General features: G+C 68.7%; 14 protein-coding genes. 4 read left to right on the top strand and 10 right to left on the bottom strand.

Annotated features, from left to right (window positions below; translation table 11 throughout):
- Position 1: 1 nt before the first annotated feature.
- The 3 genes from CRJ03_RS06230 to CRJ03_RS06240 all read left to right on the top strand — a co-directional run bounded on the left by CRJ03_RS06230 (position 2) and on the right by CRJ03_RS06240 (position 5,764).
- Positions 2-3,724: a translocation/assembly module TamB domain-containing protein gene (locus CRJ03_RS06230; RefSeq protein ID WP_240611578.1), complete on the top strand. Its 3,723-nt coding sequence runs from the start codon at positions 2-4 to the stop codon at positions 3,722-3,724.
- Between the two features lie 108 nt (positions 3,725-3,832).
- Positions 3,833-5,422 carry an FMN-binding glutamate synthase family protein gene (locus CRJ03_RS06235; protein ID WP_104018042.1) on the top strand — a complete coding sequence of 530 codons (1,590 nt, stop codon included), beginning with the start codon at positions 3,833-3,835 and terminating at the stop codon, positions 5,420-5,422.
- Positions 5,423-5,425: 3 nt separating this feature from the next.
- Positions 5,426-5,764, top strand: coding sequence for a TfoX/Sxy family DNA transformation protein (locus CRJ03_RS06240; RefSeq protein WP_104018043.1), 339 nt, complete (start codon positions 5,426-5,428; stop codon positions 5,762-5,764).
- 304 nt (positions 5,765-6,068) lie between these two features.
- Here CRJ03_RS06240 and CRJ03_RS06245 read toward each other — a convergent pair whose 3' ends face one another.
- From CRJ03_RS06245 to mgtE, 8 genes are all read right to left on the bottom strand, one after another.
- On the bottom strand, positions 6,069-6,998 hold the full coding sequence (locus CRJ03_RS06245; protein ID WP_439126621.1) for a DMT family transporter: 930 nt from the start codon (positions 6,996-6,998) through the stop codon (positions 6,069-6,071).
- A gap of 88 nt (positions 6,999-7,086) precedes the next feature.
- Positions 7,087-8,013: a pirin family protein gene (locus CRJ03_RS06250; protein WP_104018045.1), complete on the bottom strand. Its 927-nt coding sequence runs from the start codon at positions 8,011-8,013 to the stop codon at positions 7,087-7,089.
- An 87-nt stretch (positions 8,014-8,100) separates the two neighbouring features.
- Positions 8,101-8,694, bottom strand: a complete 594-nt coding sequence (locus CRJ03_RS06255) for a LysE/ArgO family amino acid transporter (protein ID WP_104018046.1) — start codon at positions 8,692-8,694, stop codon at positions 8,101-8,103.
- A gap of 55 nt (positions 8,695-8,749) precedes the next feature.
- Positions 8,750-9,490, bottom strand: coding sequence for a YebC/PmpR family DNA-binding transcriptional regulator (locus CRJ03_RS06260; RefSeq protein ID WP_104018047.1), 741 nt, complete (start codon positions 9,488-9,490; stop codon positions 8,750-8,752).
- Between the two features lie 112 nt (positions 9,491-9,602).
- Positions 9,603-10,415, bottom strand: coding sequence for a TIGR00282 family metallophosphoesterase (locus CRJ03_RS06265; RefSeq protein WP_104018048.1), 813 nt, complete (start codon positions 10,413-10,415; stop codon positions 9,603-9,605).
- A 76-nt stretch (positions 10,416-10,491) separates the two neighbouring features.
- Positions 10,492-10,962: an OsmC family protein gene (locus tag CRJ03_RS06270; RefSeq protein WP_104018049.1), complete on the bottom strand. Its 471-nt coding sequence runs from the start codon at positions 10,960-10,962 to the stop codon at positions 10,492-10,494.
- 38 nt (positions 10,963-11,000) lie between these two features.
- Positions 11,001-11,558, bottom strand: a complete 558-nt coding sequence (locus tag CRJ03_RS06275) for a 5-formyltetrahydrofolate cyclo-ligase (protein WP_104018050.1) — start codon at positions 11,556-11,558, stop codon at positions 11,001-11,003.
- Complete coding sequence (gene mgtE / locus CRJ03_RS06280) at positions 11,555-12,952, bottom strand: magnesium transporter (protein WP_104018051.1); 1,398 nt, start codon at positions 12,950-12,952, stop codon at positions 11,555-11,557. Before mgtE ends, CRJ03_RS06275 begins: the two co-directional genes overlap by 4 nt.
- 150 nt (positions 12,953-13,102) lie before the next feature.
- Here mgtE and CRJ03_RS19830 point away from each other — a divergent pair, with 150 nt between their 5' ends.
- Complete coding sequence (locus CRJ03_RS19830; RefSeq protein ID WP_165375263.1) at positions 13,103-13,264, top strand: hypothetical protein; 162 nt, start codon at positions 13,103-13,105, stop codon at positions 13,262-13,264.
- Positions 13,265-13,266: 2 nt separating this feature from the next.
- On the opposite strand, the gene hisN is transcribed toward CRJ03_RS19830, so the two are convergent.
- Both hisN and CRJ03_RS06290 read right to left on the bottom strand, forming a co-directional pair.
- Positions 13,267-14,058, bottom strand: coding sequence for a histidinol-phosphatase (gene hisN / locus CRJ03_RS06285; RefSeq protein WP_104018052.1), 792 nt, complete (start codon positions 14,056-14,058; stop codon positions 13,267-13,269).
- Between the two features lie 54 nt (positions 14,059-14,112).
- Positions 14,113-14,478, bottom strand: coding sequence for a helix-turn-helix domain-containing protein (locus CRJ03_RS06290; RefSeq protein ID WP_104018053.1), 366 nt, complete (start codon positions 14,476-14,478; stop codon positions 14,113-14,115).
- Positions 14,479-14,812: the final 334 nt, after the last annotated feature.

Here is a 14,812-nt window from a genome sequence, read left to right on the forward strand (position 1 = left end):
AATGCTGTGGCGCATATCGCTGGCGCTCGCGCTTCTCGCCGCGCCGCTTGCGGCGCAGGAGGAGACCGGCGGCGGCTTTCTCGAACGCACGATCGAGGACAACCTCTCGGGCGCCGGGCGCGAGGTGCGGATCACCGGCTTTGCCGGCGCGCTCTCGTCCCGAGCCAGTCTCCAGAGCCTGACCATCGCCGACGATGACGGCATCTGGCTCAGCCTGCGCAACGTCACGCTGGACTGGAGCCGCTCCGCCCTGTTGGCAGGCCGGGTCGAGGTCAACGCCCTGACCGCCGAGCAGATCACGCTCGCACGCCTGCCGGATGGCGGCCCCGCGATCAGCCCCGAGAATGCCGAGGCCACGCCCTTTGCTCTGCCCGACCTGCCCGTGTCGGTCAATATCGGCGAGATCAGCGCCGATACCCTGATCCTCGGCGCACCCGTTCTGGGCGAGGAAATTCGGCTGGAACTGTTCGGCAGCCTCTCGCTTGGCGGCGGTAATGGCACGGCAAAGATCGACGTCACCCGCCTCGACGGGCGCGGCGAAATCTCGCTCGATGCGAGCTTCGACGACGAAACTCGCGTGCTGGCGCTCGATCTTTTGCTCGACGAGGCGCCAGGCGGCATCGCGTCCACGCTGCTCAACCTGCCCGACAGCCCGGCCATCGTGCTCTCGGTGCAGGGCGAGGCCCCGATCGACGATTATGCGGCCGACCTGCGGCTTGCCACCGACGGCGCCGACCGGCTGACGGGGCGCGTGACGCTCGACGGGGACGAAACCGGTGGCACCCGTTTCAACGCCACGCTCGACGGCGACATCACACCGCTCATGGCCGAGGAGTACCGGCCCTTCTTTGGCGGGCGCACGGAACTCGTGCTTAGCGGCGCACGGGCCGTGGATGGCGCGCTCGATATCGACCGGCTCAGCCTCTCGGCGGCGCAGCTGGCGCTCGACGGCACGCTCGCGCTCGATTCGGCGGGCTGGCCCGTGCGATTCGACCTCACCGGCAATATCGGCGATGGCACGGTCCCGGTGCGCCTGCCCATTACAGGCCCGGCCGTCACGCTCGAAAAGGCCACGATCGAGGCCAGTTATGACGCCGCCCGAGGTGATCGCTGGCGTGCGCGCATCGACCTGACCGACTTCACGCAGGCCGATCTCAGGCTCGACAGCGCCACGCTGTCGGGCCTTGGCACCTTGCAGCGCAGCGCCCCGCGCGGCGTGACCGCTCTGGCGGAGTTCGACCTCACGGGGCTGGACCTTGCCGATCCCGCCCTCGCCCGCGCGGCGGGCACCGCGCTCTCGGGCCATGCCAGCCTGCAATGGACCCAAGGCGAGCCCCTGCTGCTGCGCGGCCTGCGCGTCGCCTCGGGCAACGCCACCCTCGCGGCCAATGGCCAGATCGCGGCGCTCGCCGAGGGGTTGCCCGTCGAGGGCACGGCCCGCATCGACGCGCCCGACCTCGCCCGCTTTGCCGAGCTGACGGGGCTGGACCTCGCGGGGGCGGCACAGGTTACGCTCACCGGCTCGGGTCGCCTTTTGGGCGGGGATTTCGACGTGGCGCTCGATGCCGGGACAGATGGTCTGGCGCTCGGGATCGCGCAGGTGGACCCGCTGATCGCGCACCCCGGCAGGCTCGCGCTCAGGGCGCGGCGCGACACGCAGGGCACCACGCTGGAGCGGCTCAGAATCGTCAACAGCGCGTTGGAGGCAAGCGCCTCGGGCAGACTGGACAGCGAAAGCGGCGCACTCGACGTCACAGCGGTGATCGCCGACCTGGGGCAGACCGACCGCCGCCTCGACGGCCCGGCGCGGCTCGAAGGCGGGATCGGCTGGCGGGCGGGCGGCGCGGTCACGTTCGACGGGGTCGAACTGACGGCGATGGGGGCCGAGATCGCTGGCACCGGCAGCGTCAAGCCCGAAGCCGAGGGCTTGCCGGTGACCGCGCGGCTGCGCATGGAGGCAGAGGATCTCGCGCGCTTTGCCGCGCTCGCCGGGATGCCGCTGCGGGGTCGGATCACCGGCACGCTGGAGGCCGAGGGCGCGCTGCAAGCCAAGCGGCTGGAGGTCGCGCTGGAGGCCGAGGGGCAAGACATTGCCACCGGGATCGCCGACCTTGACCGGCTGATCGCCGGGCGGCTGAACCTGAGTGCAGAGGCGCGCCGCACACCCGAGCGCATCGAGATCGCCGATGTCGCCCTCACCACCCCGCAACTGGAGTTGAGCGCGCACGATGACGGTGCGGGCGGGCCGGTGCACGTTGAGGCGCGGCTGGCCAATCTGGGCCTGTTCCTGCCCGAGTTTTCCGGCGCGCTGTCGGCGGGGGGCACGGTCGCGCTACACGGACCCGAGGCGCGGAGGATCGTGCTGGCGCTCGACGCCACGGGGCCGGGCGGGACCACGGCGCGGGTGTCGGGCGATGTGCACGATTACGGCGCGCGGCTCGATCTTGCCGCCACGGGGCAACTGCCGCTGGCGCTGGTCAACGGTGCCATCCAGCCCAATGCGCTGTCGGGGAGTGCGGCGTTCGATCTGCGGGTGGAGGGCGCGCCGGGGCTGGCGGCGCTGGTGGGCACCGTCGAGGCGCGCGGCGCGCAGGTATCGGTGCCCGATGCCGGGCTGGCCATCGACGACCTGAGCGGCACCGCGCGGCTGGGCGGCAACCGGGTGGAGACCGATTTCACCGCGCGCCTGCGCGCCGGCGGGAGTGTGGCCGTGACAGGGCCGATCTCGCTCGTCCCCGGGTATGACGCCGATCTGACAATCGAGCTGACCGACGCGGTGCTGACCGACCGGCTGGTCTATACCACAACGGCGGATGGCACGGTGACTGTGCGCGGCCCGCTCATCGGTGGGGCGCGCATCGGCGGTGGGATATTTCTGCAGGAGACCGAGATTCGCATCCCCTCGGGGCTTGGCCCCGAGACCGCCACGCTGCCGGAGCTGCGCCACGTGGGCGAGCCAGCCGCCTCGCGGATCACGCGGGCGCGCGCGGGGCTGATCAAGACGGAGGCCGCGCGCGCGGCCCCTGCCCGCCCCTACCCGATCGATCTGACGATCAGCGCGCCTGCCCGTATATTCGTGCGCGGGCGCGGGCTCGACGCCGAGCTAGGCGGGCGGCTGCGCGTCGGCGGCACCATCGCTTCGGTGGCACCGGCCGGCTTCTTCGGGCTGCGCCGGGGGCGGCTCGATATTCTGGGCAAGCGGCTGGAGCTGACCGAGGGGCGTGTGACGATGCAGGGCTCGCTCGACCCGTGGCTGCGCTTTGTCGCGGTGACGGTGATCGACGATGTCGAGGTGCGGGTGATCATCGAGGGGCTGGCGAGCGCACCGGAGGTGACGTTCACCTCATCCCCCGACCTGCCACAGGAAGAGATCGTCGCGCGGCTCATCTTCGGGCGCGGGCTCGACAATATCTCGCCGTTGCAGGCCGCGCAGCTTGCCTCTGCGGTGGCGACGCTCTCGGGCGGGGGCAGCGATCTGGTGGGGCGGTTGCGCGGCGGTTTCGGGCTGAGCGATCTCGACGTGACGCAGACCGCCGAGGGCGACACCGAGGTGAGCGCCGGGGCCTATATCTCGGACAACGTCTATACCGAGGTCACCGCCGACAGCGCTGGACGGCAGATGATCAACCTCAACCTCGACCTCACACGCAACCTGACTGCCAAGGGCAGTGCGTCGAATGACGGGGATACCGGGATCGGGCTGTTCTTCGAGAAGGATTACTGAGGCGCGTCCTGCCTGCCACCTGCCCGTTTTCCGGGCAGAAATGACTCGCCTTCCCGAGCGGCAATCTGCAACAGTATTCGGATCGGCCAGAACCTTGGGAGGGGTTACTTGCGTTACATTCCGCTCATCATCAGTCTTGTCCTGATACCGGCGGGGATCGGGCTCGCGACCGCGCTGCCGTTCTGGGGCGGGTTGCTTGCGGGGATCGCGGGGATCGTCGCACTGATCGGGCTCTACGATTTTTTCCAGACCCGGAGCGCGGTGCTCAAGAACTATCCCGTCTCGGCGCGGTTGCGCTTTATCTTCGAGCATTTCCGCCCCGAGATCCGGCAGTATTTTTTGGAAAGCGACCACGAAGAGACCCCCTATTCACGCGAGCAGCGCGCGCTGGTCTATCGCCGCGCCAAGGGGATTGAGGGACTGCGCCCGTTCGGCACGCTGCGCAACGTGAACGAAATCGGGCATGAATGGATCAACCATTCGATGGCGCCGACGCATCTCGACAGCCATGATTTCCGCCACAGCATCGGCGGGCCGGACTGCACGAAACCTTACGACGCCTCGCCGCTCAACATCTCGGGCATGTCCTACGGGGCGCTGTCGCCCAATGCCATCGAGTCGCTCAATTGGGGGGCACGGATCGGCGGATTCGCCCACACCACCGGCGAGGGCTCGATCTCGCGGTTTCACCGCAAGCATGGCGGTGATCTGATCTGGCAGGTGGGCTCGGGCTATTTCGGCTGCCGCACGCCCGAGGGCGCGTTCGATCCTGACCGTTTCGCCGAAACCGCCGCCGACGACCAGGTCAAGATGATCGAGATAAAGCTCAGCCAGGGCGCCAAGCCGGGGCATGGCGGCATCCTACCCGGGGCCAAGGTAAGCGAGGCCATCGCCGAGGCGCGAGGCGTGCGGGTGGGCGAGGATTGCATCAGCCCGCCGGGCCATTCGGAGTTTACCTCGCCCAAGGACCTGTGCGCCTTCATAGCAAAGCTGCGCGATCTGTCGGGCGGCAAGCCCGTTGGCATCAAGCTCTGCGTCGGGCATCCGTGGGAATTCTTTGCCATGGCCAAGGCGTTTCACGAGACCGGCATCACGCCGGATTTCATCACCATCGACGGGGCCGAGGGCGGCACCGGCGCGGCGCCTGCGGAATTCGCCGACCACAAGGGCGCGCCCATTCGCGAGGGGCTGATGCTGGTGCATAACACGCTTGTCGGCATGGGGCTGCGCGATCGCATCCGGCTCATCGTGTCAGGCAAACTGATCAGCGCGTTCGACATGTGCCGGATGTTCGCGCTCGGCGCGGATGGCTGCAATATCGCGCGCGGCTTCATGTTCGCGGTGGGGTGCATCCAGGCGCAGGTGTGCCATTCGGGCAAGTGCCCAACCGGTGTGACCACGCAGGATCCGGGGCGGTATCGCGCGCTGGTGGTGGCGGACAAGTATCAGCGCGTCGCCAATTTCCACCGCAACACGATGGTGGCGCTCAAGGAGGCGGTGGAATCCTCGGGGCTGATCTCTCCGCTGGATTTCACCCCGCATCACCTGATGATCCGCGTCAGCAGCCGCGAGGTGCGCTCGGCCGCCAGCCAGTACCTGTGGCTGGAGCCGGGAGAGTTGCTGTCGGGCGAGGTGAGCCACCCGGCTTTTACCAAGTACTGGGATCGCGCCCACGCCGATACCTTCGCCTTTACCTGAGCCATGCCCGATCCCGTCTCGTCGATCCGCAATCTCGGCCCCGCGTCCGATGCCGCCTATGCCCGCGCCGGGATCACCAGCGCCGGGATGCTGCGCGAGATGGGGGCGGACGCGGGCTATGAGGCGCTGTTGCGCAGCGGGGCGCGACCGCATTTCATCGCGTATTATGCCATGGTGATGGGGCTTCAGGGTCGGCCGTGGAACGATTGCCAGGGTGCCGAGAAGACGGCGCTGCGCGCCCGGTTCGACGCGATCAAGGCGCGGGTCGCCGCGGGCGGCGAGACGCCCGATGCCGCGATCGAGGCCGAGCTCGACAGGATCGGGACGGGCGTGAGGAGGTAGCGGGCTGACGGCGGGGATTTGGAGTGAAGCGGTCGTTGGGCATTTGGCGATGAGCCGCGCAGCGCCCGACCGCCGGGTGGGCGCAAACCCGGCTACGCTCTGCGATTTATGGTGCAAGATACCTCTTATATTTCCGCTACTTGAAGCGTTGCAGAAGCGCCCGCCCGTCCGGGCGGTCGGGCGCTCGCGCGGCGGCGTGCAAGCACGCCTTGTCCCGCGCGGGGTGGGTGGCGAGTGGCGGGTTCAGACCACAAGCCGTCGCGACCCACAGCCCTTTTGGCCGGTCCTCACCAAGGGACGGCGCTCAGACTTTTGTTGCCGACACCGGCGGCGTCACGCGGCGCTTGAGCATCGCCTCGCGCCACGAGATGAAGCTGACGGAGGCGACGATCACCGTGCCGCCGAGCACCACGAACGGGTCCACCCCCTCGCCGAACACCACCGCGCCGAGGATCACCGCCCAGACCAGTTGCAGGAAGGTCACCGGCTGCGTCACCGTCAGCGGCGCGGCACGGAACGCGAGCGTCATGGTGTAGTGCCCCCCGGTGGCGAGGCAGGCCACGCAAAAGAGCACGGCCAGCTCCCACATGGTGGGCGGCACCCAGACCGCCCAGGCGAGCGGCGCGAGACCCAGCGTGACGAAGATCGACAGCATCGAGACGACCACTCCCGCGCTCACCCGGCCAGAGATCATCTTGGCCAGCAGGTAGGAGCCGCCGAAGAACACCGCGGTGAACAGCATCGCCAGATGCCCCGCTCCGACCTCGCGAAAGCCGGGGCGCAGGATGATCAGTGCCCCGCAGAGCGCCACCACCACTGCCATCACCCGCCGCAGCGCCAGCCGCTCGCCCAGAAAGAGCGCGGCGCCCAGCGTGACGTAGATGGGCGAGAGGTAATTCATCGCGGTGACATCGGCGATCGGGATGCGTGCCATCGCGTAGAACCACAGCGCCACCCCTGCCGTGTGGAACGCCCCGCGCGCGCCGATGAGGCCCCATGTGCCCCGGTCGAGACGCAGATCGCGCAGCGTGGCGAGCATCGGCAGGAGAAAGACCAGTCCCATCGCGTAGCGCAGGAATGCCGCCTGCGGCGCGGGCACCCGCGTGCCCAGCACCTTTACGAGCGCCGTGACCCCCACGAAGAGGAGCCCCGTCACCACCATCCAGAATATGCCCCAGCCGGGGCGCGCGGCGTCCTCCGCCGAAATACCCACATTCGCGCTCATGGATGGCATTAACTCACGCCTTGCACGAACTGTCGAGCGCGCGGGGCGCGGTTTGCCATGCATGGGGCGCAAGGCCGGTCTTGCGCGAATGCATGGCTCAGGGCAACGGAATATACTCGTCCGCGTCACCCGGCGGCAGGCGAAAGCGCGCGCGGTCGCCCCCAGCCCAATCCGCCTTGGCCGCCTCGATCCGTTCGCGGGACGAGGCCACGAAATTCCACCAGATATAGCGCGGTCCCGCCAGCGTCTCGCCGCCCAGCACGATGAGCCGCGCGCCGCCCTCGCCCGCGCGCAGGGACATCCGGTCGCCGGGGCGAAACACCATCATCCGCCCGGCCTCGAACACCTGCCCGGCGATCTCGACCGTGCCCGCGACCACGTAGATGCCGCGATCCTCGTGATCGTCGGGCAGCGGCAGCGCCGCCCCCGGATCAAGCCGCGCATCGGCATAGACCATCTCGGAGAAGGTGTGCACCGGCGCGCGCGCGCCCCAGCCCCGCCCCATGATGAGGCGGATCTGTGCGCCTGAATCGTCCAGCACCGGCAGCACGTCCGCCCCGTGATGCTCGAAACTGGCGGCGCGCTCTTCCTCGCGCTCGGGTAGCGCCACCCATGTCTGGATGCCGAAGAGGCGGCTCTCGCCCCGGCGGGTGGCCGCGCTGGTGCGCTCGGAATGGGTGACGCCGCGGCCCGCCACCATCCAGTTGACCGCGCCGGGGTGGATCATCTGGTCGGTGCCGAGGCTGTCGCGATGCTGAAACTCGCCCTCGAACAGGTAGGTCACCGTGCCGAGGCCGATATGGGGATGCGGGCGCACGTCGATGCCCTGCCCGGTCAGGAACTCTGCCGGGCCCATCTGGTCGAAGAAGATGAAAGGGCCGACCATCTGCCGCCGCGGCGCGGGCAGCGCGCGGCGCACCGCGAAGCCGCCGATATCGCGGGCGCGCGGCACGATCACCGTCTCGATGGCGTCCATCTCGTCCGCCGCGGGGCATTTTGGCTCGAGCCCGGGGTTCCAGCTCATCGCGTGTCCTCCTTGCTGAACGGGACAAGGCTAGCACGATCGCGCCGACATGCTGAGCCCCGCCGCCGCACAACGCCTGTGCAACCCTCAGCCCAGCAGCAGCCCCGCCGCGATCGTCCACATCACCGCCCCCACCAGTGCGTCGAGCACCCGCCAGCTCATGGGGCGGCGAAAGAACGGGGCGAGCAGGCGCGCGCCAAAGCCCAAGCCGAAGAAGAACACGAAGCTCGCACCGACGGCGCCTGCGCCGAATCCCAGCCGGTTCTCGTATTGCGCCGAGACCGAGCCCAGGAGCACGACTGTATCGAGATAGACATGGGGGTTGAGCCAGGTGAGCGCGAGACAGGTGAGCACCGCGCGTGCGCGGCTGCCCGCGCCCGGGCCCGCCTCGAGCACCTCGCCGCCGCGCCACGCGGCAAAGAAGGCGCGCGCGCCGTAAACCAGCAGGAAGGCCGCGCCGCCATAGCGCATAACCCGCTCCAGCCCCGGCACCGCCTCGGCCAGCGCGCCGAAGCCCGCGACCCCGGCGGCCACCAGCACCGCGTCCGACAGCGCGCAGACCAGCACCACGGCGAGCACATGCTCGCGCCGCAAGCCCTGCCGCAGCACGAAGGCGTTCTGTGCCCCGATCGCGAGGATCAAGGAGAACCCCAGCGCGAAGCCTGCCACCGCTGCCTGCATGTTCTGCCCCTTCTTGCCTGCGGAACGAGCCGGACAGGCCCCGCAGCACGGATGGTCAGAGCTGCGCCATCACCTCGTCGGAGGCCTCGAAATTGGTGGTGACGCGCTGCACGTCGTCGTCATCCTCCAGCGCCTCGATCAGCTTCATCAGCTTTTGCATGGTCTCGAGGTCCATCTCGGTCGTGGTGGTGGGTTTCCACACCAGGCGGGTCGATTCGCTCTCGCCGAGATCGGCCTCGAGCGCGGTCGAGACGTCATTGAGATCCGTGTCGGCGCACCAGATCACGTGGCCATCCTCGGAGCTCTCGACATCCTCGGCACCCGCCTCGATGGCGGCCATCATCACCGTGTCGGCGTCACCGGCATCGGCCGGGTAGATCACTTCGCCCTTGCGTTCGAACATGAAGCCGACGCTGCCGGTCTCGCCCAGGTTGCCGCCGTTCTTTGAAAACGTCGAGCGCACGCTGGACGCGGTGCGGTTGCGGTTGTCGGTCATCGCCTCGACGATCACCGCCACGCCGCCGGGGCCATAGCCCTCGTAGCGGATTTCCTCGTAATCCTCGGCGTCGCCGCCGCTCGCCTTCTTGATGGCGCGCTCGATATTGTCCTTGGGCATCGACTGCGCCTTGGCCTCCTTGATGGCCAGGCGCAGACGCGGGTTCTTTTCCGGGTCCGGGTCGCCCATCTTGGCGGCGACGGTAATTTCCTTGGAAAACTTGGAAAAGAGCTTTGCCCGGACGGCGTCCTGCCGCCCCTTGCGATGCTGGATATTCGCCCACTTGGAATGGCCGGCCATGAGGTCCTCTTGTCGGATGCTGGAAATCTGAGGTCTTTTATCCGCTGTCGGCGCGCGGGGCAACGCCCCAAACTCACTGTGCCGGGCGGGTCGGCACGGGCGGTCGGCTATCTCAGGGCCCTGCCTGCGGCAGGCGCCCGCCCTGCCGCACCATCTCGATGCGGGTGGCGCGGCCGGTGGCATCGTCGGTCTCGAGATAGACCCCCGACAGCGTCACCGCCCCCATCGCCGGGGTGAACCGTTCGCGGCCCATGCCGGTGACGAAGCGGCGCATCGGCTCGGTCTTGTCCATGCCGATCACCGAATGGTAATCGCCGCACATGCCCGCATCGCCCTGGAACGCGGTGCCGCCGGGCAGGATCTGCGCATCCGCCGTGGGGATATGGGTATGGGTGCCTACCACGAGGCTCGCGCGCCCGTCGCAGAAATGGCCCATCGCCATCTTTTCGCTGGTCGCCTCGCAATGCACATCGACCACTGTCGCCTGCACCGCGCCGCCCAACGGATGGCTGCGCAACGTCGCGTCGATGGCCGAGAACGGATCGTCGAAGGCGCGGCGCATGAACACGTTGCCCAGCACCTGCGCCACCAGCACGCGACGCCCGCGCCGGTCGGAGAACACGCGCGCGCCGCGCCCCGGCGCGGCCTTGGCATAGTTGAGCGGGCGCAGCACCCGCTCGTTGCGCTCGACCTCCTGGAGCATGTCCTTCTGGTCGAAGGCGTGGTCGCCCAGCGTCACCACGTCGGCCCCCGCCTCCAGCAGCCCCTTGGCATGCGCCGCCGTGAGCCCCATCCCGCCCGAGGCGTTCTCGCCGTTAACGACCACGAAATCGAGCGCCCAGGTGTCGCGCAGGCCGGACAGCCGCTCTGCCACCGCCGCGCGCCCTGCGCGCCCCATTACATCGCCGAGAAAGAGTATCTTCATGCGCCCCTGTTAGGCGCAGGCGCGTGCGAGGGCAAGCGGGTGAATGGCCGTCCGCCCTTCATCTTGCCGCGAATACTCAATCCCCGACGCGATAGCGCGCGCGGTACTCGACCGGGAAATTCACCGACCGGGCGATGAAGCAAAAATCGTGCACGCGGGCGTGCAGCGCATCCGCCCGTTGCAGATCGGTGCCGCGCGCCACCGTGATCCGGGGCCGCAGCGTGGCGCGCAGGAAGCGGCTTGCGCCTGCCGCGTCGGTCTCGCCCACGGCCACGGGCTCGTCGGCATAGGCGGTGACGGTGATCCCGGCGTCGCTCGCGAGGTGGAGGAACCACAGCATGTGACAGGCCGACAGCGCGGCGATCAGCATGTCCTCGGGGTTGTGCAGGGTCGGGTCGCCACCCAGCAATGGGTCGTTGGAGCAATGGATGACCGGCTTGCCCGCGGTCTCGACATTCCATGTCCGGTCGTAGCCCCGGTAATGGCGCGTCCCGTCGCCCCGGTTGCCGGTCCAGACGACGCGGGCGGTATAATCGTGCTCGGCCATGGCTGCGTTCCCCTCCGTTCCAGACTGTCCTCATCCGCTCAGAACGCGATCACCCCGTCCTCGGTCACGATCATGTCGAGCGGTTGGTCGGTGGGCTCGAGCGGCAGCCCCTCCGCCTCCTGCGCGGCCCAGGCAAAGCCGATGGCCAGCGTCGGGCGGCGGGCGCGCAGCCGCTCCAGCGTGCGGTCGTAGAAACCGCCGCCATAGCCCAGCCGCCCGCCCTTGCGGTCAAAGGCCACCAGCGGAACGATAACGATCTCCGGCTCGATGAAGCGGTCCTCTTGGGGCACCATCGCGCCGAACGGCCCCTCGCGCAGCGCGCAGCCCGGCTCCCACAGCGAAAAATCGAGCGGCAGGCCCGCGCCCGCGATCACCGGCACGGCGACGGGGCCGTGTGCTGCCGCCTCGGCCATCGCGGGCAGCGGGTCGATCTCGGTGCGGATCGGCATATATCCGGCCAGCGGCACGCCGCGATGACCCGCCAGAACCGCCGACAGATGCGCCGCCGGGGCCGGGTGCCCCGCCGCGTGCGCCGCCTTGCGGCGGGCGAAGGCGGCCTTGCGCGCCTCGGCCTTGCGCTCTGCCAGCCCGCTCACAGCAGCACCAGCGAGGCGAGCCCGAGGAAGGCGAAGAAGCCCACCACGTCGGTGATCGTGGTCACGAACGGCCCCGAGGCGAGCGCCGGGTCGATGCCGAACCGCTCGAGTGTCATCGGGATGGCGATGCCCCCCAGCGCGGCGGCCACCAGCGTCAGCAGCATCGCCACCGCGATCACGGCGGCCAGCAGCGGCACGCCGAACCACAGGCCCACCACACCGGCCATCAATACGCCGAAAAACAAGCCATTGGCACCGCCCACGACCAGTTCGCGCAGCACCATGCGCAGCGCGTTGCGTGGCGTCAGGTCGCGGGTGGCCAGGGCGCGCACCGCCACCGTCATCGTCTGGGTGCCCGCGTTGCCGCCCATCGAGGCGACGATGGGCATCAGAACAGCCAGCGCCACCATCTGGTTGATCGTCTCGGCGAATTGCTGGATCACCACCGAGGCGAGGATCGCGGTGAGCAGGTTGACGAAAAGCCACAGCGCCCGGTCGCGGATGGTCTCGGTCAGGCGGCCGGAAAAGCCGCCCTCCTCGCCCACGCCAGCGAGGCGCAGGATGTCCTCTTCGTGCTCCTCGTCGAGCACGATCATCGCGTCGTCGATGGTGATGACACCCACAAGACGCCCCTCCTCGTCCACGACGGGCGCGGAGATCAGGTGATACTGGTTGAAGGCATAGGCCACGTCGGCCTCTTCCTCGGTCACGGCGAAGGTGTGGAAGGTCTCCTCCAACAGGTCGCGCAGCGGCGTGGCGCGCCGCGCGGCCATGATCCGGCCCAGCATGACGTTGCCCACCGGGTGCAGGCGCGGATCGACGAGGATGATGTGATAGAACTGTTCGGGCAGATCCTCGGCGCTGCGCATGAAGTCGATCACGTCGCCCACGCGCCAGTGCTCGGGGGCGATGACCACCTCGCGCTGCATGAGGCGGCCGGCGGAGTATTCCGGGTAGGTGAGCGATTGCTGCACCGCGAGCCGGTCGGACGCCTCGAGGATGTCGAGGATCGCCTCCTGCTGGTCGTCCTCGAGATCCTCGACGAGATCGACCACGTCGTCGGATTCCAGGTCGCGCACCGCCTCGGCCAGCACCTCGGGGTGCAGGAGACCGATCACCTCCTCGCGGATCGATTCGTCGAGTTCCGACAGGATGTCGCCGTCGAATTCCTGCCCGTAGAGCGCGATAAGCCGCCGCCGGTCGCCGCCGCTGATCTGTTCGAGCAGGTCGGCGATGTCGGCGGCGTGGAGTGGCTCCATCTCGGCCCAGAGCCGGGTGCGGTCACCGGCGTCGAGCGCCTCCATGATGCGCGCGATGCGCGCCTCGCTCAGCGGGTGACCCTCGTCCTCGCCGGTCTCGGCCCCGGGCAGCGGTTCGTTGTCTGTCTCGGCCATTCCGCCCTCCCTCTGCGCCGCTCCGGCACCCCGTGATTAGCGATTGACGGACGTGAAAACAATCGCGTTGCAGCCCGATTGCACCACGCGGCGCCGGGACAGCCGGCCCGCCTGCCCCATGTGGCGGCAAAACCCGGCAAGCAGACCGCCATGACCGACCAGACCCGCCATCTCTCCGACGCGAGCGAGGCCTTCGACGCGGCCTTTGGCCCCGGTTTCGCGCGCGACAACGCCGCGCTGGTGACCACACGCGAGATCAGCGCCGAGGTGGGCGAGACGAGTCTCAGGCTGAAGCCGCGACTCTTCGGCTGAGCTCAGGCGACGCGCGACAGGATATCGAGCGCCGCCGCGTGCTGCGTGCGCCCCGCAGCCGCGATCACGCGCCCGCCCGCATGGGCCGGGCCACCCTGCCAGTCGGTGACGATGCCGCCTGCCGCCTCGATCACCGCGATGGGCGCGTGGATGTCGTAAGGGGCGAGCCCCGCCTCGACCACGAGGTCGATCTGCCCCGCCGCAACGAGCGCGTAGGCGTAGCAGTCCAACCCATAGCGCGTGAGCCGCACCTGGCGCGCCAGATCGGCAAAGCCGGTGCCCTCGGCGAGGGTGCCGACCTCGGGAAAGGTGGTGAACAGGATCGCCTCGGAAAGGGGGCGGTCGCCGCGCGCGCGCAAGGGGCGCGCGCCTTGCGGTCCGGTCATTTGCGCGGTGCCGAAGCCGCCCTCGAACCGCTCGCCGATATAGGGCTGGTCGATGAGGCCGTAGACCGGCCCCGAAGCGTCGGCGAGGGCGATCAGCACCCCCCATGTGGGCGTGCCCGAGAGAAAGGCGCGGGTGCCGTCCACCGGGTCGAGCACCCATGTCAGGCCGCTTTCACCTTCGGTGGCACCATATTCTTCGCCGAGGATGCCGTCGCGCGGGCGACGCTCTGCCAGAAGCGCGCGCATGGCGCGTTCCGCGGCACGGTCGGCCTCGGTCACGGGGTCGAAGCCGCCGGTATCGTGTTTGTTGTCAGCGCTGAGAGCGATATGCCGGAAATGCGGCAGGATGGCCGCGCGCGCCGCATCGGCGAGACTGTGCGCGATCTCGCGTATCTCGATTTCGTTCATTGCCGCATCCTCGCCCCGGTCCTGCCGGAGCGATACCCCGCGATCACGCGGGGCTCAAGCCACCTCGCTCAGGACGCGGGCAAGATCGAACAGGCGTTTGCGCTGGGTCTCGGGGATCGCGTAGTAGGAGCGCACGAGGTCGAGCGCCTCCTTGTCGGCGATGATATCAGCCGGAAGCGCCGTGCCGCCCTCGTGTTCGTCCCTGGTCAGCCCATCGAAGAAGAAGGCGACATCGACCTCGAGCGCCTCGGCGATGTCCCAAAGCCGCGACGCGCTCACGCGGTTGGCACCGGTCTCGTATTTCTGGATCTGTTGGAATTTTATGCCGACAGCCTCGGCCAGTTGCTGCTGGGTCATCCCGGTCAGCCACCGGCGATGACGGATTTGTTTGCCCACGTGAATATCGACGGGATGCGGCATGGCTTTATCCTCTTTCAATCGTTGTGCGGTCCGGACCGAATTCTGTCCAACACGACCCAATTTCGTTACCCAACGCCACGCAACCCGGCAGCGTACCTGAATTCATAGAGAAACCACGTTGAAATTCAAGAAATTTCGCCACGTGGTTGCAACGGAATTCGAAATACGTGTGGTCGCACCCGGCCGGAAGCGGGCTCGCACCCGGGCCACTGTCCTTTCGGATAGGTTGCGGCGCGGGCTGGCGCGCAACCCTTGAGTCCGCAGGGGCGGCCCGGCGAATCGGATGGACATACCCGCACCCGGCGCTTACGCCAAGGGGCGCAGTTGTGACCGG

This window comes from Roseovarius nitratireducens (assembly GCF_002925845.1).
In the GTDB taxonomy this organism is placed as follows: domain Bacteria; phylum Pseudomonadota; class Alphaproteobacteria; order Rhodobacterales; family Rhodobacteraceae; genus Roseovarius; species Roseovarius nitratireducens.